Origin of the sequence: Robertmurraya mangrovi (genome assembly GCF_034427655.1) — a bacterium.
In the GTDB taxonomy this organism is placed as follows: Bacteria; Bacillota; Bacilli; order Bacillales; family Cytobacillaceae; genus Robertmurraya_A; species Robertmurraya_A mangrovi.
Genome location: NZ_JAXOFX010000012.1, coordinates 93,778 through 114,305, shown reverse-complemented (window position 1 = coordinate 114,305; position 20,528 = coordinate 93,778). Strand labels below are relative to the sequence as shown.

The 20,528-nt window shown below is 37.3% G+C and carries 18 protein-coding genes; 14 read left to right on the top strand and 4 right to left on the bottom strand.

Going from position 1 to position 20,528, the window contains the following annotated elements; all coding sequences use genetic code 11:
• Positions 1–214: 214 nt before the first annotated feature.
• The 5 genes from SM124_RS16675 to SM124_RS16655 all read left to right on the top strand — a co-directional run bounded on the left by SM124_RS16675 (position 215) and on the right by SM124_RS16655 (position 3,066).
• Complete coding sequence (locus SM124_RS16675) at positions 215–655, top strand: MarR family winged helix-turn-helix transcriptional regulator (RefSeq protein WP_322447652.1); 441 nt, start codon at positions 215–217, stop codon at positions 653–655.
• Between the two features lie 26 nt (positions 656–681).
• Positions 682–1,230: a hypothetical protein gene (locus tag SM124_RS16670; protein ID WP_322447651.1), complete on the top strand. Its 549-nt coding sequence runs from the start codon at positions 682–684 to the stop codon at positions 1,228–1,230.
• A 26-nt stretch (positions 1,231–1,256) separates the two neighbouring features.
• Positions 1,257–1,994: a CPBP family intramembrane glutamic endopeptidase gene (locus tag SM124_RS16665; RefSeq protein WP_322447650.1), complete on the top strand. Its 738-nt coding sequence runs from the start codon at positions 1,257–1,259 to the stop codon at positions 1,992–1,994.
• A 219-nt stretch (positions 1,995–2,213) separates the two neighbouring features.
• A complete protein-coding gene (locus tag SM124_RS16660) occupies positions 2,214–2,609 on the top strand; it encodes a VOC family protein (protein WP_322447649.1) in 396 nt (131 codons plus the stop codon).
• A gap of 79 nt (positions 2,610–2,688) precedes the next feature.
• Positions 2,689–3,066 carry a VOC family protein gene (locus tag SM124_RS16655; RefSeq protein ID WP_322447648.1) on the top strand — a complete coding sequence of 126 codons (378 nt, stop codon included), beginning with the start codon at positions 2,689–2,691 and terminating at the stop codon, positions 3,064–3,066.
• A 115-nt stretch (positions 3,067–3,181) separates the two neighbouring features.
• Here the strand turns inward: SM124_RS16655 and katG are convergent, their stop codons facing one another.
• The gene (gene katG / locus SM124_RS16650; protein ID WP_322447647.1) at positions 3,182–5,362 is read right to left on the bottom strand and encodes a catalase/peroxidase HPI; all 2,181 of its coding nucleotides are present in this window, start codon (positions 5,360–5,362) and stop codon (positions 3,182–3,184) included.
• A 386-nt stretch (positions 5,363–5,748) separates the two neighbouring features.
• Between katG and SM124_RS16645 the strand changes: the two genes are divergently transcribed.
• From SM124_RS16645 to SM124_RS16610, 8 genes are all read left to right on the top strand, one after another.
• Positions 5,749–6,633, top strand: coding sequence for a glycerophosphodiester phosphodiesterase family protein (locus SM124_RS16645; RefSeq protein WP_322447646.1), 885 nt, complete (start codon positions 5,749–5,751; stop codon positions 6,631–6,633).
• 172 nt (positions 6,634–6,805) lie between these two features.
• A complete protein-coding gene (gene aspA / locus SM124_RS16640) occupies positions 6,806–8,236 on the top strand; it encodes an aspartate ammonia-lyase (RefSeq protein WP_322447645.1) in 1,431 nt (476 codons plus the stop codon).
• Positions 8,237–8,545: 309 nt separating this feature from the next.
• A complete protein-coding gene (locus SM124_RS16635) occupies positions 8,546–9,226 on the top strand; it encodes a response regulator transcription factor (RefSeq protein ID WP_322447644.1) in 681 nt (226 codons plus the stop codon).
• Positions 9,189–10,571 (top strand): sensor histidine kinase, encoded by a 1,383-nt coding sequence (locus tag SM124_RS16630; RefSeq protein WP_507185125.1) that lies wholly within the window; start codon positions 9,189–9,191, stop codon positions 10,569–10,571. The genes SM124_RS16635 and SM124_RS16630 overlap by 38 nt, the downstream gene beginning before the upstream one ends.
• 209 nt (positions 10,572–10,780) lie before the next feature.
• Complete coding sequence (locus SM124_RS16625; protein WP_322447642.1) at positions 10,781–11,026, top strand: hypothetical protein; 246 nt, start codon at positions 10,781–10,783, stop codon at positions 11,024–11,026.
• Positions 11,027–11,165: 139 nt separating this feature from the next.
• Positions 11,166–11,882 carry an ABC transporter ATP-binding protein gene (locus SM124_RS16620; RefSeq protein ID WP_322447641.1) on the top strand — a complete coding sequence of 239 codons (717 nt, stop codon included), beginning with the start codon at positions 11,166–11,168 and terminating at the stop codon, positions 11,880–11,882.
• Positions 11,854–14,340, top strand: coding sequence for an FtsX-like permease family protein (locus tag SM124_RS16615; protein ID WP_322447640.1), 2,487 nt, complete (start codon positions 11,854–11,856; stop codon positions 14,338–14,340). Before SM124_RS16620 ends, SM124_RS16615 begins: the two co-directional genes overlap by 29 nt.
• Complete coding sequence (locus SM124_RS16610; protein ID WP_322447639.1) at positions 14,333–15,139, top strand: DUF8832 domain-containing protein; 807 nt, start codon at positions 14,333–14,335, stop codon at positions 15,137–15,139. Before SM124_RS16615 ends, SM124_RS16610 begins: the two co-directional genes overlap by 8 nt.
• A 223-nt stretch (positions 15,140–15,362) precedes the next feature.
• Here the strand turns inward: SM124_RS16610 and SM124_RS16605 are convergent, their stop codons facing one another.
• From SM124_RS16605 to SM124_RS16595, 3 genes are all read right to left on the bottom strand, one after another.
• Positions 15,363–17,060: a M3 family oligoendopeptidase gene (locus tag SM124_RS16605; protein ID WP_322447638.1), complete on the bottom strand. Its 1,698-nt coding sequence runs from the start codon at positions 17,058–17,060 to the stop codon at positions 15,363–15,365.
• Between the two features lie 347 nt (positions 17,061–17,407).
• Entirely contained in the window at positions 17,408–17,791 is a 384-nt protein-coding gene (locus SM124_RS16600) for an aspartyl protease family protein (protein WP_322447637.1), read from the bottom strand.
• Between the two features lie 88 nt (positions 17,792–17,879).
• Entirely contained in the window at positions 17,880–18,035 is a 156-nt protein-coding gene (locus tag SM124_RS16595; protein WP_322447636.1) for a hypothetical protein, read from the bottom strand.
• Between the two features lie 281 nt (positions 18,036–18,316).
• On the opposite strand from SM124_RS16595, the gene SM124_RS16590 reads away from it, so the two are divergent.
• Positions 18,317–20,281: a hypothetical protein gene (locus SM124_RS16590; protein ID WP_322447635.1), complete on the top strand. Its 1,965-nt coding sequence runs from the start codon at positions 18,317–18,319 to the stop codon at positions 20,279–20,281.
• The last annotated feature ends 247 nt before the right edge of the window (positions 20,282–20,528 follow it).

Below are 20,528 nucleotides of genomic sequence, written 5' to 3'. Positions count from 1 at the left end.
TTTCTGCTGTAGATATTTATATCATTATACATTAGTATTTGGGATATATTTACACTTTTTACAAGTGAACTTAAAATAAGATTTTTTAATATTTTTGTTGATAAAAGGAAATCAATGGTATAGAATAATATTTAAGTTAACTTAAATATTTATTCTAATTAAAACATTAAACACTCTTAACTATTAATCGAAGAATAACAATTAAGGAGAAGAGATGATGGATATCAAGAAAATCTTAATTGAGGCTAATCGTTTCTCAGATGACATTAAAAACGTATTTATTAAGGAATACGATAAGATTTTAAGTGAACATGATTTTTCAACGAAACAATCGGTGGTTTTAAGTATTTTAGAGAAGAAACAAAAGCTGAATATGAATGAAGTCGCTGAAATTATAGGTGGGACTCCGAGTGCGGCTAGTCAATTTATTCGTAAGCTGGAAAGTAAGGATTATGTAGTAAGAGAAGTAAACAAAGAAAATAGAAGGGAAGTATTTGTCCTTCTAAGTGAAAACGGTAAGAAATTCTTTCAGGAAATGAACGAAATTGATGAAATGGTTTTAGAGAAATATTTTATGCAATTACCTGAAGAAGATATTTTAAAATATCATCAAATATTAAAAGATTTGCACGGTATTGTTACAAAAGGGGAGTAAGAGCTTTTTAGAATGGGGGAATACACATGAGTAATCTAGCAATCAATAAGGAATACGGCAATCAACGGGAAGAAACAAAGCTTTTTACTTATCATCAGAAATCTGGCTATGTTGGATTTATATACGCGATGATATTCGTCATGATATTAGAATCAGTAGGGGTGTCCTTCCTTCTGTATAAATGGAGCCCAATCTTGCACTGGATCCACTTAGTCCTTGGAATCTTAACCATTATATTTTTAGTGTTTGATTTAAGAGCGGTAGTGAAAAATCCAATTCGTATACAAGAAAACACGTTGACTTTAAAAATAGGGTCACGACCTGAATATATAGTGTTGATTGAAAATGTGGAGGATATAAAGAACGGTAATATCAACTATGAAAATGACAAGAAGAGTAAGGATGTGCTGGATTTATCTCTATTAGGTTTCGATTTACCTACATTTGAATTGGTTTTAAAAGAACCGGTTGAAAGTAAAGGGAACTTTGGAAACAGAAAAATGATTAAAAGAATTTTCCTGACGGTCGATGATGAACAGAGTTTCTATCGTCTGATAAAAAATAAAGAGGATTAATATTTTCGTTTTAGGGGGAAGAAGGAATGGAGCTTTATTTTTGGATCGTAATCGCTTTTCTATGTACGTATGAACCTATTTATGGATATTTTGATTATCAAAAGTTTAAAGAAAAAGTACGAATTCATTCGGGTGAAAGGGTCAAATATTATAAGAAAATCATGATAGGACTTTGGGTTCCTACTTTGTTTATCTTAGGATTAGTCTTATTTGGACCAATCACTCTACAAGACATAGGGATAAAAGGTGTTTCATTGCATACAGAAACACTTGGTAAGTGGGTAACTTATATTACGCTTGGGTTATTTGCCGTTTATACATTAGCTTTAATTTACTACCTCATTGGTTCAAAAGTTAGTGTGAAAATGAGAAATGAAATTGCCAAAGCCAAACAGGCAGAGTTAGAGAAAAGTAAGTTTAATGACATCATGCCTGTATCCAAACATGATAAAAAAGTATGGACGTTCGTTTCCTGGACAGCAGGGATTACGGAAGAAATCATTTATCGTGGATTCTTATTATTTGCTTTAACGCAACTTTTTCCAGACTTATCGATTTGGGTCATCTTAATCGTATCTTCTGTATTATTCGGCTTGGCACATACGTATCAAGGGTGGAATAATGTAATCAGAACATCGATTATGGGATTATTCTTGGCTTTGATCTATATTAGTCTAGATTCTCTTATTCCAGTCATATTATTTCACTTTTTGGCTGATTATATTGGAAAAATAGGGGGCTCAAATGATGAAGGCAGCGATTAATTAAACTTAGTTTAATAGTCGTATTTCAAGAATTTAATAGCTTTAAAATAACACTTACTAATGTTGCTATCAACCGTTAGTAAGTGTTTTTTACTTTAATACAGTGGGAGCAGAATAAATTTTTGTATTATCTATCATAATGATGAAGGGATTCCAAAAATATAGGTCGAAGTTAAGATACATAAGAAAAAAATATATTAGATTTATGAGGAGGAAGTTATGGGTAGATTAGTACATTTCGAAATTCATGTGGATGATATGGAACGGGCAAAAGGTTTTTACGGAGAGGTATTTGGGTGGGATTTTCAAGATTGGACCGAGTATGCTGGAATGCCTTATTTCGGAGCGGTGACTGGTGCAGAAGGGGAGCCTGGAATTAACGGTGCTTTGATGCAACGTCAAAGTCCTAAACCAGAACCTAACCAACCTTTGAACGGATACGCTTGCACAATGGGTGTAGAAGATTACGATTCGACGGAAACGAAAATCCTGGAAAATGGCGGCAAGGTAGCTATGCCGAAATATGCTTTGCCTGGAATGGCTTGGCAGGGGTATTATATTGATACAGAAGGAAATATTTTCGGCATTCACCAGCCCGATCAAAATGCTAAATAATCTTGGCATTCATGAATCGGAACAAAATGCTGATAATATGTTTCTTCATAATTTAAATGGATAAAGAGAGGCTTACATCTTGATTAATAAAATCGGAAAAATTACGGTATACGTACAAGACCAAGAGCAGGCAAAGGATTTTTGGTTAAATAAGCTTGGTTTTGTTTTAAAGTTTGAACAACAAATGGGACCTAATATGTCTTGGATCGAGGTAGGCCCTAGTGAGGATGAATTTACGACTTTAGTTCTTTATTCTAAGTCAGCGATGGAGAAGCAAAAACCTTCTAAGGTGGCTCATCCGTCTGTTCTATTTAGCACGACTGATATTGAATCGGCTTATGAGAAAATGACGCAAAATGGTGTGAAAGTGGACGAAATGATGAGAATGCCGTTTGGCACGATGTTCACTTTTTATGATCAAGATGGAAATGATTATATTTTAAGGGAAGATAAATAAGGATTTTTTACGCAGAAGTTTCTGAAACCTTAATGTAATAACTAGCAGAATGCTAAAATAAGAAAACCCCTGGCAATCCGATAATCTGCCAGGGGTTGTTTTCTAATTACTTATATTATCTAAGGTCAAAACGATCAGCATTCATCACTTTCACCCAAGCAGCAACAAAGTCACGAACGAACTTTTCTTTGTTATCATCTTGAGCATAAACCTCTGAAATCGCACGTAGAACAGAGTTTGAACCAAATACAAGGTCCACTCTAGTGGCTGTACGCACGACTTCACCTGTTTGACGGTCACGTCCTTCATAAAGAGTACCGTCTACAGGTTTCCACTGGACACCCATATCTAGTAAATTCACAAAGAAGTCGTTTGTTAGTGTGCCTACACGGTCTGTGAATACGCCGTGTTGTGTGCTGCCATGGTTTGTGCCAAGAACACGCAGCCCACCAACAAGTACTGTCATTTCAGGAGCAGTTAGGCCTAGCAATTGAGCTTTATCAACTAGAAGCTCTTCTGGGCTTACACTGAACTGCTTCTTCTGGTAGTTTCGGAAACCATCTGCAACAGGCTCTAACACATCAAAGCTTTCTGCATCTGTTTGCTCTTGCGTAGCATCACCGCGCCCAGGAGCAAACGGAACTTTTACATCAAAACCAGCCTCTTGAGCCGCTTTTTCTACTGCTGCGCTACCACCAAGTACAATAAGGTCAGCAAGGCTTACTTTTTTCTCTAGGTGACTTTGAATGTCCTCATACACAGCAAGCACTCTTTCCAGTTGTTCTGGTTGATTGACTTCCCAATTCTTTTGTGGAGCAAGACGTAAGCGTGCACCATTAGCACCACCACGGTTATCTGAACCACGGAATGTACTTGCGGAAGCCCAAGCCGTTGTTACAAGCTCGCTGATGGTTAGACCAGAGTCTAAGATTAATACTTTCATTTTTTCTACTTCTTCTGCAGATAATTCATAATCAACTGTTGGTACTGGATCTTGCCAGATTAGCTCTTCTTGTGGCACTTCAGGTCCTAAATATCTAGAAACTGGTCCCATGTCACGGTGTAAAAGTTTAAACCATGCGCGAGCAAATACATCGGCAAACTCTTCTGGATTTTCGTGGAAACGACGAGCAATCTTTTCATATTCTGTATCATAACGTAAGGCCATATCAGCTGTCGTCATCATCGTTGGAACACGTACAGATGAATCTTCAGCATCAGGTGCAAGGTCCTTCTCGTCTGGATTTACTGCCAGCCATTGATAAGCACCAGCCGGACTCTTTGTTAACCACCATTGATAGCCAAATAATAAATCAAAGTAGCCATTATCCCATTGTGTTGGGTTAGCTGTCCATGCACCTTCGATTCCACTTGTGATCGTGTCGCGACCTTTACCACTACCGTGTGTGCTTAACCATCCTAAGCCTTGAGCTTCAATAGGAGCAGCTTCTGGCTCAGCGCCAACATGTGCAGCATCTCCTGCACCGTGTGCTTTACCAAATGTATGACCGCCAGCAATTAAGGCAACAGTCTCTTCGTCGTTCATTCCCATACGTGCAAAGGTTTCGCGAATGTCACGTGCACTTGCTACTGGATCTGGATTACCGTCTGGACCTTCTGGATTCACATAGATTAATCCCATTTGAACAGCTGCAAGTGGATTTTCTAGGTCACGATCGCCGGAGTAACGGCTATTCCCTAGCATCTCTGTTTCAGTACCCCAGTAGATGTCTTCTTCTGGATGCCAAATGTCAGCACGTCCGCCTCCGAAACCAAATGTTTTACCACCCATCGATTCAATAGCCACATTCCCTGTTAAAAGCATTAAGTCAGCCCATGAGATTTTGTTTCCGTACTTTTGCTTAATCGGCCAAAGTAAACGGCGTGCTTTATCCAGGTTCCCGTTATCAGCCCAGCTGTTTAGTGGAGCGAAACGTTGATTCCCCGTATTACCGCCCCCACGGCCGTCACCTGTGCGGTATGTACCTGCAGCATGCCAAGCCATACGAATAAAGAATGGACCATAATGACCGTAATCAGCTGGCCACCAGTCTTGACTGTCTGTCATTAAATCATGAAGGTCCTTTTTAAGAGCTTGATAGTCTAGTTTTTTAAATTCTTCTGCATAATTGAAATCTTCTCCCATAGGATTCGATTTTTTGTCATGTTGATGAAGAATGTTCAAGTTTAATTGATTTGGCCACCAGTCTTTGTTCGTTGTACCACTTGTTTTTGGACTTGTAGCGGCACCATGGAATGGACATCCGCCCATTTTAGCTGCGTCTTTCATACTCATAATTGTTTCCTCCTTATATAACTCAATTTAATAGAAATAGATATTAATAATTATTATTACTTTGTAATTATACTAAATTAGAAAATAAATTACAATAATTATTATTAAGTTATTATTATAAAAAATATAACCGAAGATAAGAAAATATGCGAGTAATGTGCATGATCGATATTTCTTTAATTAACTCAGAATTAAACCGCCTCCATTCAAGGGATTAATAGAACTAAACTTTGTGCTTCCATCATTGCCTTAATATTTAATTTATGCCCGTACAAGTATATTTATTTTGTTTTACATTTATTTACCGTAAATTAATTTCACGTATACAGCTGATAAACATTACTTTGTTAAAGTAAGTTATCAAATAAGGTAGAGGAGCGATGTGAGTGATAAAGAAGCATGATTTCGCCATCACGTTACTATTTGCATTCATTTTTTCTTTATTCTTAGGAACTACTGCAGAGGCTGCGAATACTGAAACAGCTATAGTTAGTTTGAAAACGTTTAATAACATTCCTCCAGAAAAACCCCCTTTTTTTCAACATAAGATTATGTCCCATGCTTTAGGTGGATTAGAAGAGAAATATATTTATAGTAATGCTTTAGAAGGTTTAGAACAATCAGTCAGTCTAGGGTATAAGTTGATTGAAGTAGATTTAATACTAACAGCAGATGATCGATTAGTTGCCTGCCACGGATGGAATGAAAAAACCTATCATGATACAGGAGTTGCCTATAATCCCAAAAATATGGTTATGACCTATGAACAATTTATGAATACAAAAATCCAAGGTAAATATACTACGATTGATGCAACGAAAATGGTGGAGTATTTGAAAGAATACCCAGATTTATACTTTGAGTTTGACCTTAGAACACTTGATAGAAATACTTCCATTAAAACGGCCAAAGCCATTGTAGAAGTATTTCGTGATAATATGAATTTATTAGATCGAGTTCTAATACAAATAGGTAATCCAGATATGTATGAAGGGTTTAATAGTGTGCATTCATTTAAATATTATCAATATTTTATACATAAATCAGAACTGAAAAATATAGATGAGGTTATTTTATTTTGCAAGACAAAAGGGATTGTTTCAGTAGCTGCCAGACCAGAGTATTTAACCGATACTTTAATAAAAAAATTAAAATTTAATCATTTATCAATCATCGTCCACACGATAGATGATGTACAAGAGGCTAGAAGGTGGCTTGAAAAAGGGATTGATATCGTGTGTACAAATTTTATCACTTATGAGGATTTGTAGCAAAGTTTCCTTTATATTTTTTTTCTAAAATGGCGAGTTTAATCCATCCACTTCAGTTCTTTAATACAGTACATAAACACCTTGAGGAATCCCATACTATTTGTTTTAATAGCAGTAGATATACATATAGTTTAATAGCTTATGATTGTTTTAAATAGAGGAGACTGAAGTTATGTCAATTACACAGAGCCAAATGAGAATGGAAAAAGACTTTTTAGGATCGAAGGAAGTTCCGGTTGATGCGTATTATGGAATTCAAACTCTTCGTGCCGTTGAGAACTTTCCTATTACAGGATATCACATTCACGAAGAGCTAATTAGAGCTATGGCGGTTGTAAAAAAAGCAGCTGCACTGGCAAATATGGATACGAAACGTCTTTATTCCGGGATTGGGGAAAACATTGTTAAGGCGGCTGATGAGTTATTAGAAGGAAAATGGCATGACCAAGTGATTGTCGACCCTATTCAAGGTGGAGCAGGTACGTCGATTAACATGAATATAAATGAAGTAATTGCCAACCGTGCGATTGAGCTCCTAGGGCATGAAAAAGGAGATTATACTCACTGTAGTCCGAATACTCATGTCAACATGTCTCAATCGACGAATGACGCTTTCCCAACGGCGATTCATATTTCTGTATTAAACTTGTTAGAAAAGTTATTAGTTTCAATGGAAGAAATGCATGCTGTTTTTAAAGAGAAAGCAACGCAATTTAATCATATTATTAAAATGGGACGCACTCATTTACAGGATGCGGTTCCGATTCGTCTAGGGCAAGAGTTTGAAGCTTATAGTCGTGTGATTGAACGTGATATTAAACGAATTCAACAATCGAGACAGCATTTATACGAAGTGAATATGGGGGCAACTGCGGTTGGAACGGGATTAAACGCGGACCCTCGTTATATTGAGTTAGTTGTTAGTTACCTAAAAGATATCAGTGGACTTCCGCTTACGGGAGCGGATCATTTAGTAGATGCTACGCAAAATACAGATGCCTACACAGAAGTATCAGGAACGTTAAAAGTTTGTATGCTGAACATGTCCAAAATTGCGAATGATTTACGATTAATGGCATCAGGACCAAGAGCAGGTTTAGGAGAAATCATGTTACCGGCCAGACAACCAGGTTCATCGATCATGCCTGGTAAGGTAAATCCTGTTTTACCAGAGTTGATTAATCAAGTGGCTTTCCAAGTAATTGGTAATGACCAAACGATTTGCCTTGCGTCTGAAGCGGGTCAGTTTGAATTGAATGTGATGGAGCCTGTGTTAGTTTTTAACTTGCTTCAATCAATCAGTATTATGAATAATGCATTCCGTACTTTTACGGAGCATTGCTTAAAAGGAATCACAGCTAATGAAGAGAGAATGAAAGAGTACGTGGAAAAGAGTGTGGGAGTGATTACAGCTGTTAACCCACATATCGGATATGAAGTAGCCTCTCGTATTGCACGTGAAGCGATTTTAGAAGGGGTTCCGGTTCGAGAGCTTTGCTTGAAATATGATGTGCTGACGGAAGAGGAATTGAATTTGATTTTGGATCCTTATGAAATGACAAAGCCAGGGATTGCTGGTGCTGTGTTATTAGAGAGAGATTAGAGAATAGTAGTATTAAACTAGACTGAAAACCTTTTGATTTTAAAAGGTAGATAAGCACTTGCAAATGTTGTTTGGAACAATGTTTGTGAGTGCTTTTTTTTGTGGTCTGTCTGTGACTCTAGATGTCCGAGATAAAGACCCTTGTTTTGTAAGGTGCTTGGGATTTTTTTTATCCTCAATGCATTCGCAACAAGAAAAAATAAATTGCGAAAAATAAAGAGAGGTAGGATAATATTTACATATTTTCTTAGGTTAATCGTTCTTACTTTTTACATACATGGTAGAGGTTTTAGAAAAGGAGTGACTTCGTTGGCAAAGATTATGGTAGTGGATGATGATTCGAATATTCGAGAGCTTGTTCGGTTGTATCTGAACGATGAGGGATTTGAAATCGTTGAGAAGTCGAATGGAATGGATGCGCTAGAGTATGCTGAGAACAATACAGTAGACCTAGTGATTTTAGATATTATGATGCCAAAGTTAGATGGGTGGGCACTTTGTAAGGAATTACGCGAGCTTGGTGATATTCCTATCTTAATGATTACTTCAAAGGGAGAAGCACAGGATAAAATTAAGGGTTTTAAGCTAGGAACCGATGATTATTTAGTCAAACCATTTGATCCAGTGGAGTTAGTTCTTAGAGTAAGAGCGTTGTTAAAAAGATACCGGATTGCTGCTTCAAATGTGATTAAGCTAGGCGAAATTGAATTAGACCGTAAAACGTACCAGGTTATTTATAAGGATGGCTCTAGGGTGACAATTCCAATGAAGGAATTTGAGTTGCTTTATAAGCTGGGAAGTTATACGGGCCAGCTGTTTACTCGTGACCATCTCATCGAGCAAATATGGGGAATGGATTATGAGGGGGATGAACGGACGGTAGATGTTCATATCAAAAGACTAAGGGAGCGATTCGCTCGTTTTGAATCAGACTTTAAAATTGTCACCATCCGTGGCCTTGGTTATCGGTTGGAGGTGTACTCCCATTAAGTCACTTTATACTAGAATCGTTGTCATATTTGTCAGTATTGTCATGTTGAGTTTGGTAATTGCATACTTGGGGACGAATATTTTGTATCAAGGAAGGATACATAATGAAATTCGAAATATTTTGGTCAGTAACGGTGAAAAGGTGATTGAAATCTATCATTCTACCGAATCGGAAAATCTAGTTCCGTTTTTGGAGGCTTTTTCAGGAACCGCCCAAACTCGGCTCCAGCTATTTAATAAGAAGGGTGTTCCTCTCCTTAAAGATGAGATGGAGATTGATAAAAAGTATATTGAATCAGTTATTGCTGGTGAAACAGTAGACAATATACAAGCAGGAATGAAAAGCTACCCGTTCGTGGGTATTCCCTTTCAACATGGAGGGGAAAGTTACGCATTATTTTTAACCGTTGAAGAGAATAGTGTGGAAGATGAAATTATGAATTCTATTCATTTGATGTATGTCATTATTTTATTTCTAGGAAGTCTTTTGATTATTATTGCAGCTCGTTTTGTTGTCATTCCCCTTATTCGATTGACCGAAGCAACGAAGAAGATGGCTCAGGGGGATTTTAAAATTGAGCTTTCGACAAAACGAAAAGATGAGATTGGTGTTTTGAGTGCAAGCTTTAACGAGATGGCACATGAACTTAGTAAGCTTGATCAAATGCGGCAAGAATTTGTAGCGAATGTTTCTCATGAGATTCAATCTCCGCTTACGTCCATTTCTGGTTTTTCAAAAGCGTTAAAACAAAAGAATTTGAGTGAGGAAGACCGTACCCGTTATTTAACGATTATTGAAGAGGAAAGCGAACGTTTATCCCGATTAGGTAGAAATTTGCTCCGCTTATCTCACTTGCAGCATGACCAGCATCGGTTAAACATTACGAGTTTTCGATTAGACGAACAACTGCGTAATGTTGTCATTGGCTTAGAGCCGCAATGGTCAGAAAAGGATCTTACTTTACATATTCAGCTTGACCCCATTACGGTCGAAGCGGATGAAGACCAGCTTAAGCAAGTATGGACAAATCTGATTAATAACAGTATTAAATTTACCCCTGTGCAAGGAGCAATTGGGGTAAAAGCTGAAGTGAAAAATCAATTAATCACTGTTTCAATCGTCGATAATGGTTCAGGAATACCGGAAGAAGAAAGAAAGGATATTTTTAAACCATTCCATAAAATTGATAAGTCTAGAGATTCTTCGATAAAAGGAAACGGACTTGGTTTATCCATCGTGAAGCAAATTGTTGATTTGCATCATGGGGATATTGAAGTTCGTGAGGGACCAGAGGGAGGGGCAAAGTTTACGGTTACACTGCCTTTGACAAATAGTAGAGCTTAAAGTAACCGGGGTTTAATTTAGTTACGAAACAAATAAATAGAGATTGTGCTCAAGCGCTCAGAGAAATCAACATTCTCTGGGCGTTTTTTTTGCATTACTGAATAAATTTTCTCAGTTCATATTGAGTTCATAAAAGCGACTTATAGTACATTCAGAGCCAATCACCATCGTAGAAGCTTATTTTCTAATGTAAGGGGGACCGAACATTTGTGAAATTCCAAAAGATCATTTTACTACTAATTCTAACCTTTATTGTTTCATTGAACTGGTTTGTTGATATGGGAGTATATGTGAGAAGGGGAGTGGTCCTCCTCACATTAGGAACGATATTATGGGTCATTTTCGATCAGTTAAAAGCATCTATTTTGCAAGGCAAACATGTTCTGTTCGTATTCTTCGTTTCGTTCATCTGCATTTTGTTGGTCTTAGGAACATTGTTAAAAACGGGTTGGTAAAAAATTGGGTGGAGTTCACATTGAGTTCATATTCAAGTTTTACATTAACTGCATCATCTATTGGTGGTCATCTGGAATGAATGTAAACGAAACGTAATGGTGGTTTGCATGGAGTGTAAAAAATGGGAGGAATAACATTATGATTACGGTTTCTAACGTTTCAAAAGTGTACTCATTAGAGTCAGGAGATTTTTACGCATTGAAAAATAACAATATCCACATTGAAAAAGGGGAATTTGTTGCGATAATGGGCCCGAGTGGTTCAGGGAAAAGTACGTTGCTACAACTGCTAGGGGGACTGGATGTTCCAACCTCTGGTGACATTGTGGTAGACGATACTCAATTAAATGGATTGAACGAAAAGGAATTGACTCAATTTAGGCGCACGAAAGTTGGATTTGTGTTTCAAAACTATCAGCTTTTACCGATGATGACGGTTGGAGAGAACATTGCCTTGTCTCTTTCAGCCAATCAAGCATCAAAGGCTCAAATTAAGTCGACTGTTGGGCAGCTTTTATCTGATGTGAATTTAGTCGGAAAAGAGTCACAGTTTCCTTCTCAATTAAGCGGCGGACAGCAACAAAGGGTGGCAATTGCGAGAGCTCTAGCCATGAAACCGAAATTAATTTTAGCTGATGAACCAACAGGAAATCTCGATCAAAAAAATGGAGAAGACATTTTAAAGCTTCTTTCTAAGCTTAATAAGGAAGAACAAATGACCATTGTGATGGTGACGCATGATATACAAGCCGCACAAGTAGCGGACCGAATTATTACCGTACGTGATGGATTGATTGTTGAAGAAGGTAAAAAAGGAGGGTATCCAAATGAAACAGTGGAAAATCGCTTGGCGTAACTTAATGCGGAGGAAGTCGAGAACCTTCCTGACCATTTTATCCATTATTATCGGTGTGGCATCAACGTTTTCTGTGATTGCAGCAGTAGATTCAGCGGAGAAATCCTTCCCTATTTTTATAAAGGAAGCATTTGCTAAAGCTGATTTCAATATAGCAGGGACAGAGGCTTATTTTTCCGAAGATGTTTATGAAGAAGTGGATAATATTGAAAATGCAACAGCTGTTGCGGTCTTAAAAGAGAATACAAAGTTATTGGTAGAGGATGAAGGCATATCATCCATTCAAAAAAGGGTTGTGGTAACAGGTTATAGCAAGTTGGATACAGCTGTTACGGGTTTTAAACTCATTGAAGGGGACTTAAAGAAGGAAGGGGCCGTGATTACAGACAAAACGGCTAAAATTTGGGAGTCCAATGTTGGTGATACTTTCAAGGTTGAAACGGATCGTGGTGTAAAAGAAATTGAAATTACGGCTATTGTCAAATACACCCAAGAATTAATGGGGCCATCAAGCTGGAGTATGGCAAAGTATCACCACTGGGCTGTAGCGCTCCCGCTGCCGGTTGTTCAGGAGTGGTTCGACTTAGATGGAAAGATTCAAGGGATTCAGGTGAAGGGAAGTAATCCGGAGAGTATAGCAGCAGTTGAAACGGCAATGGATGAAGTGGTAAAGGGACATTCGGGCATTTTTATGCAGCCAGTAGTCGTGAACATTGACGAGGAGTTCCAAAAGATGGATTCATTCTTTCTGGCCCTCTATATTGCAGGATTTCTTGGTATCGTTCTAAGCGCGTTCATTATTTTTAATTCTCTTTACGTAAGCATGAAGGAAAGAAAGAACGAATTTGCGGTTCTTAAAACGATTGGGTATACCCCTGGTCAATTACAGGTGATGGTGTTAACAGAGGTCATTCTTTTAGCCTTGATTGGAACGGGAATTGGATTATTAGTTGGATATGGAATGGCCCTGGGATTAAGTTCTCTCGTATTTATGCTGATTGGAATTCGTGGTGGAAGCAGTATGGTTCTCTTGCCAGGTATCGTCTTGTCTTTAATTGCTGGTTTGGTTGTTCCGGTTGTAGCAGCTTGGTTTCCGATTAGAAATGTGGGTAGGATCAGTGTCATTCAGGTGTTGAAAGACAACCAAGCAAAAGCGAAAGGAACGAATAAGTGGTTTGGAATCATCGGAGTCGGTTTAATTATATCGAGCTTTTTTATCAATCATCTCCTATTAGTTTTACCATTATTAGCTGGAATTGCGTTGATTTTCCCGTATTTGTTTAAACTGTTTGTTCTATTCATGAAAGGATTTTATGGTTTCGTTTTTCGATTTTCAGGTGACATGGCCCTTCGTAATTTGAATCGCAATTTAAGTCGTTCATCAATGACTTCAGTGATCCTTTGTCTTGGGATTGCTATGATTGTCTTAATGAGCTCGCTGAATTCCGCTCTTTTACAGACATATGAAAAAGTCATTCACTCTACTTATGGCGGAAATCTTGATATTATGTTCCACCATATTGAAGAGGGAGATTTAGAAACGATTAAAGAAACAAAAGGGGTGGTCGATGCAACGACTTATTCTCTCCAATCGATGATTTGGACCCTTGATGATGAAAAAAGAATGCTCCCTGTTTATGGAGTGGGAGAGTATTGGATTGACCGCTTCCCGCTATTTACTGGTCAAAAAGGGACGCATAGTGACTTAATCAAAAACTTAAAGAGCGATGAAGTGGTCCTTGATGAAATCTCTTATGGAGTGTGGGGCGGTAGTATGGGTGAAACCATTACACTAGACACACAAGAGGGGCCAAAACCATTTAAGGTTGTGGCGGTCGTAAACACGATGAAAAATCAAGGCTTTGCGGCATTTATGAAGGATGACCATTTTAAAGAGAGCTTTGGCGTCAAATATGAAAAAAATGCACTGGTGGTTAAGGATGAAAAAACAAGTCCGCTTCAATTAAGAGAGAATATCTATGGTCAGTTTGGTGAGAGAGTAGAAGAAATGTGGGGACCTGAGGACTGGGTATCGGTTATTGGATCGATGATTACTAGTTCATTTAGCATCATTAATGCTTTAGTGGTTCTTGCCATTATTATCTCGGGTATTGGAATTACAAATACTTTACTGATCAATATTATGGAACGCGTTCGTGAAATTGGAATGATGCGCGCAGTAGGAATTACACGAAAACAAATTATTAAAATGATTCTCCTTGAAGGGTTTGGAATTGGTTTGGCTGCAACCGTCGTGGGAATTTTAGTCGGAATTCTATTAATCTATATGACATCTGATTTTATGGAGTATAATTCCATGACCTTTGAATTTGGAGTTTCTAATTTGATTATTGGATTGATTTTCTTGTTTGGGATCATCGTAAGTTTAGTTTCTAGTTTTACACCATCAAGAAGAGCGGCAAAAATACCTTTGAATGAGGCGTTGAGATATGAGTAGGAGAATAGGGTTACTATTTTTAACGGTGGCTGCGTTGCTATTGTCAGCCTGCGGTAAGGAATCATCATGGGAAGAAGAAGAGATTGTAGAGGAAAGCAATCGAATCATTACAGATGATGTGAAGGTGAACTGGGAGCTTGAAAAGAATCAAGCTTCCGGTAAAAGTGATTTAATTAGGATATCTGTTACAAATAAAGGCGAGCCAATGGATGATTTTGAAGTGAACCATGAGAAGCTACTACATTTAATTGTGGTAAGCAAGGATTTATCCTACTTTAACCATATCCATCCCGAGTATAAGGGGGATGGAGTGTTTGAAATTGAGAATGAATTTCCGGCAGGAGGGGAGTACCGGATGATTGCAGATTTCAAACCAACAAACGGCCATTCCATAAGTAAAATGGATTGGGTGACGGTTGAAGGGGAAGCTGCTCAAGGTGTAGCTGTTAAGGTAGATGATCGTTTGGAGAAGAAGGTTGATGGAATGAATGTGGTGTTATCTGTTGAGCCAGGGCTTGAGACTGGGAAGGAGGTAACATTAAAGTTTACGGTTTCCGAGGGGGATGGGAAGGAACCAGTAACGGACCTTGAACCTTATTTGGGGTCAATTGGACACGTGGTTGTATTGTCTGAAGACGGAGAGCGGTATTTGCATGTGCATGCGTTGGAAGAGCAGGGGAGTGGACCTGAAGCGTTATTTGAGACAGAGTTTCCTCAGAGTGGGGTTTATAAGGTTTGGGGGCAGTTTCAGAGGGATGGGGAGGTTGTTACGGTGCCTTATGTGGTGGAGGTGCCTTAGGGGCTATTCACTTTACACACGTTGAGTGTTTGTTCCAAGTCATTTTAGAAGAAGGCAACTAACCCTCATGGGTGTTGCCTTTTTTTACGTTCCTTATAAAAAGTCCGTACCTACATCTTAATAGGAATTCATAAAAATGACCTTACATAAACAAAAGGTACAACTAGAAAATCTCACTAGTTGTACCTCTTTGCTATAAGGAATTGAGTTTGTGCTCCACTTCTTAATGAATGTCTTGAATGACTTTTTCTAGGAATTCACCCATACGCTTAACGGCTGGCTCTGAAAAATCAAAACTGACCCCAGTTTCTTTATAAATCGCTGCAATGGATTGGTTGTAGTCCGCACTTGCCCCTTTTTTAAAGAATTCGATAGCTTGTTCAGGATTATTTTGATAATTCTCAAGTAGTTGTAGAGCACCGAGCATTGAGATGGAGTATTCAATAAGATAGAATGGAACCTGGAAATAATGAAGGGTCTTAGCCCAACTCATCCCAATTTCCTCCTCAAACCCAGATGTATCGACAGGGTTTAAGCCATAACGTTTTGAGATTTCAAAGAACTTTTCATCCCGTTCTTTGGCCGTGTGGTTAGGATTCGTATACATCCAATGCTGGAAAAGGTCCCCTGATAATGGGCCGTATAACATGGTAAATGCCCGTCTCAGTTCTTCACGCTGGGCGCTCTTAACATCTTCTTCTTCTGTATAAAAACGATCCAGCTTATCCAATAGGAGCATTTCCATCCCATGAGAATACAGTTCCGCAACTTCTGCTCGCAGTTTGTATTCTTCGAGAGCCCCTTGTTCGGAAAACTGAAGGTACCCATTCACCGCATGGCCCATTTCATGAATGAGGGCGATAAGCGAGAAAAAGGATGGACTAAAGTTAGCAAAGACAAAGGTATCCCCTGAAACAGGTAAGGAGGTACAGAAACCACCTGGGCTTTTTCCTTTCCGATCGCCAAGATCTAGTAATCCATTCTCCCTCATGTAATTGAAACGTTCTGCAAAATAAGGGTCGGTATTGCCTAACATTTCCGCTACACCATCCATTAGCGTAGACACCTCGGAGTATGGTGGTTTTTTCATGAGTTTAGCGGTGTTATCCCAAGGACGATACGCATCAACACCAAGCTTGGACTTAAAAACAGCTGCGAGTCGATTCCAAGCAGGGATAATATGCTTCTCAACATTTTCATGAAAGTCATAACAATCTTGGATGCTGTACTCGCGATTTTTAACCACAAACATATAATCACGATAATTTTCAAAACCTGCATTTACTGCCATTTGATGGCGCAGTTGGACAAGCTCGTCCATGATGGCATCCAAATCGGGCTTAATTTGACGAAGGGTTGCCATCATTGATCGATAAGCTTTTTCACGCACGGCTCTGTCAGGATGATCGAGTTGGGATTCGATAAACGGAAAAGGCTTTTCCTCGCCTTCCCATTCAACTGTTAGCCCCCCCATTATTTCGCTATACTTCGTACTAAGCTCTTGTTCTTTTACCATTAATGGAATGTTTTCTTCTCTGAACAGTTTCACTTTAGACTCGCGAACGCGTCGCATCAAGCCGTAACGGTTTTCATCTAGTTGATGGAAATAAGGAGACTCACAGCACTTTTTATTCAACTCTGCTTCATATTTCATTAAAAGTGGCTGGATGACTTGCTGGTCATGAAGATAAGTTGACTTGATAATAGCATCCTCTGTGTTTCGGTAGAAGTCGACTTGATGTCCTGTCATGGCCTCTGTGATCTGCATTGTTAAATCCTTTTCATCGTTTAACCACGTTTCTAAGTCAGAAACGGATTCGATCGGAGCATCTAGCAAACTTCGAATCTGAGTTTCTAATCCGGCTACATCTTTTAAATCAACTAGTTCTTTATAATAGTTTTGACTTGTATCTTGTGTCATGTTTGAACTCACCTTTTCCTTTGAGTTTTTTTAATTATCTAAATTATTATATTATTAATTTTTAGTTATTGAAAGAAAAGCGAGTGGAGTACTCGAGGAAATTATGAAAAATATCGTGAGAAAAGCCCGGGACTGGGTTTTTTCTTGAGAAAATGAGAATGCATTGATTCTTACAATTATTATTTTGAGTACTAAAAGAATCTTTTAAATTTGAGGAATAATTTTAAGAAAGAAAAATTAGCGGAAATAGAGTGAGTGTATTGTGGAGTTAAAAATATTTGCAGTAGTGATGTATTTGGATTTTAAAACTTTGTTCCTAGAAATTATATTCATTATACTTAAATCTCTTATTTATATTTTGCTGGATATAATTCTAACTTGTCCAAATCTACAATAAAATTGTAGTTCATTAAAATATCCAACCCTAGTAGTCCATTATGATTTTTTGGAAGGACCCCCACATCAATTTCAATATTCTTTAGATTAATTTTATCGATTTGAATTTCTTCCATTACCTTTGTATAGAATGGAACTGAACCACCAATTCCGTACGCTTCATAAATATCGTCACCATTTTCATACGTTACCCCTATGTCTTCTAATATATCTGGGCTAATTACAGTATGAGAGGAACCTGTATCAATAATCATATCATCGATTTGTAACGTACGACCTCGAAAAGTAACTTTAAGTGATGTTGTAATAAGTTGTCCATCAAATGATATTTTCATTATATTCGTCTCACCCTCATCAACGGGTCTTTACGAATATGAACGATACATTCCTCATTCGATGTATGGTAGACAATATGTCCAGGTTCTACATTAAAAATTCCTTATTTACATTTTCTTCTGGAATGGACCGAATGGCTGCGACTTCATCAATAATTTTCTTATTCTCTTCCTCATGGTAATTAAGAATCGACACTAATACAAACTGATTTGGGAATAATTCTCTAACTTCTTGCCACTTCATATATATCATCTCTCCTTTTCCTATATTATAAGGTATAGCTAGCTCAATTTCATAAATTTTATCAATAGTATTCTTATGATTCAGTGCATTTAAAAATAATTTTATAAGTGGTCAGGATAATTCCCCCTTTCTAAACCCTCTTTCTATTAATAAATCTATTGAAAATCATGTAGTTTAGACAAGTAGTTAAAAGATTAAATATTCAAAAAATACATATTAAGAGGAAAGTAGGAATATTTATTTATTGAATTAACAATACGTTAGGGGGATTTGAAATCGAGATGAGTAAGAAAATACTATTTTTTCTAGTGGTAATGACAATGCTTATGAGTAGTGCGGTTGTATTTGGTCAAAAAGCAGATGATATTAGATGGGTTAAGGAACCAACTATAATAGACTCTGAGGGTAAGAAAATAGACATCAAAGGTGCCTTAGACGTACCAGAGAGTTACAAAGGAAATAAAAAGGTAAGTTTAGAGATTAATGGCTTTAAAGTAAACCTAGACAAAAATGGCTATTTTACAAAATCAATTTTTAAAGCATCTGAAATAGATATAAAGGTCTTTAGTGGAAAAAATGAAATCGTAAAACTAGCAAAAAAAATAAAGTATGTAATGGATAAGAGCCGTGTTAATGAGGCGATCAAACGAATTGATGAGCTGCCAACTGTAATGGAATTAGCATTAGATGATAAAGAAATGGTAGAAGCAGCAAGAAAATATTATGATGCATTAACACCTGAAGAGCAAGAATTAGTGACCAATTTGAATAGATTAGAGGAATTAGAAAATAGAATAAAACAACTATTATTACTTGATATGATTCAAGAGGCAGAAGATGCAATAAAATCTTTGCCATCATTTGAAGATATAAGAATTAAGGATAAGGAAGCAGTATTAGCTGCAATAAATAAGGTGGATAAAGTGAAAGAAATAAATCCAAATGCGGATATTGTAGGCGAAGAATTATTAGGGGCATTATTAGAAAAAATTCAATATCTTGAGAAAGAAGCAGCAGATAATTATTTCTTCCCATCCATATATATGCATTCCCCAACATCTCTAGAAACATTTGCGGATTCTAATATTTTATTCGAAGGTTATGTAACAAATGTAAAATATCTTGAAAAAATCCTGATTCAAGGTCAAGAAGCGGATGTTGTATATGAAGAAAATGCAGAAGTAAAAAGCAACGGGCAGGTTGTTCATAAAGGACCTGCATATAAATTCAGTAAAACTCTTACATTAGAAGATAATTCACATGCTATTAGTGTAAATGTTATTTCGCAATCTGGAAAAAATGGAAGTATTGCGAGAAGGTTCTATGTTGATACGACACCTCCAGAATTAAATATTGTGGTGAAAGAAAGAGAAACGACTTCAGATACAGCTCAACTCGAAATTAATATGAAGGATAGATTCAGTTATTTAGAACTGTATGAGTTTGATAGTCATATTGGGCTATACGAAGGGAACTATAGTTCTGAAATGGACAAAACTTTAGAATGGTCTGTAGACTTAGAAGTAGGTGAGAATGTCTTTACTTATGTGCTAATAGACGGGGCTGGGAACAAAACTGTAAGAGAAATAACGATTGTAAGAGAGGAACCAGCACCAATTGTAACAGGGAAAGTACAAATAAGCCTATATAAAGATTCTGATACAAGTAGTAATAAAATATCTTTTGAAAATATTAAAGGATCATTTTATCTCAAGAACAAAGCAACAGGGAAAGAATATAGAGAGGGAAGTACCCCTTGGAATCGTAAGGAAAGTTACATCTTAAATGCGATTCCAGTTGGAGAATATACCATCCACTTTGATGTACCTGAAGGGATGTATACGCATGAGATACTACTTGGTGACGCCTATAAAGAAACATTGTACGGTGAAAATAACCTATTTGTTGTAGCTGATAGAGGCACTACAGCAAATTATGTAAAAATCGTAATTAAAACAGATAATACGCTAAAAGAAATTAAGCCATTAGAACAACTCTATGTCTCAAAAGATATTACATTGGAACAATTTAAGGCCGCATTACCTAATAAAGTAACCATAGTTGATTCTGCAGATAAAGAGCATGAAGTTGAAGTAAGGTGGGATATTAGACCATTTGTTTTTGAATCATGGAAAAAACCGGGTGAATATACCCTCTATAGTGAATTCTTTACTCTACCAATAAATGTTTCCAATACAGACCCTGCAACAAGATTGGAAGTAACGGTAAAGATAATCTTTGAGTAGATTCGCAAAAATGTATTTGCTTATAAATAATTAGTTCCAAATTTGTAAAAAGCGTACCCTTCCACTGGGTACGCTTTTTTACAAGCTGAAAATAATAGTATTTTACTATGGGGTGTGAATGGGGAAGCTGTAAGTTCAGGAGTTACTGCTATGGCTGTTAACCAAGTATAGTATTTTTCGTTAATAAAACATTTCGGCTAAAAATGAGCCTTAAACAGCCTTCAGAAAAGGAAGGTTTGGCGAATTT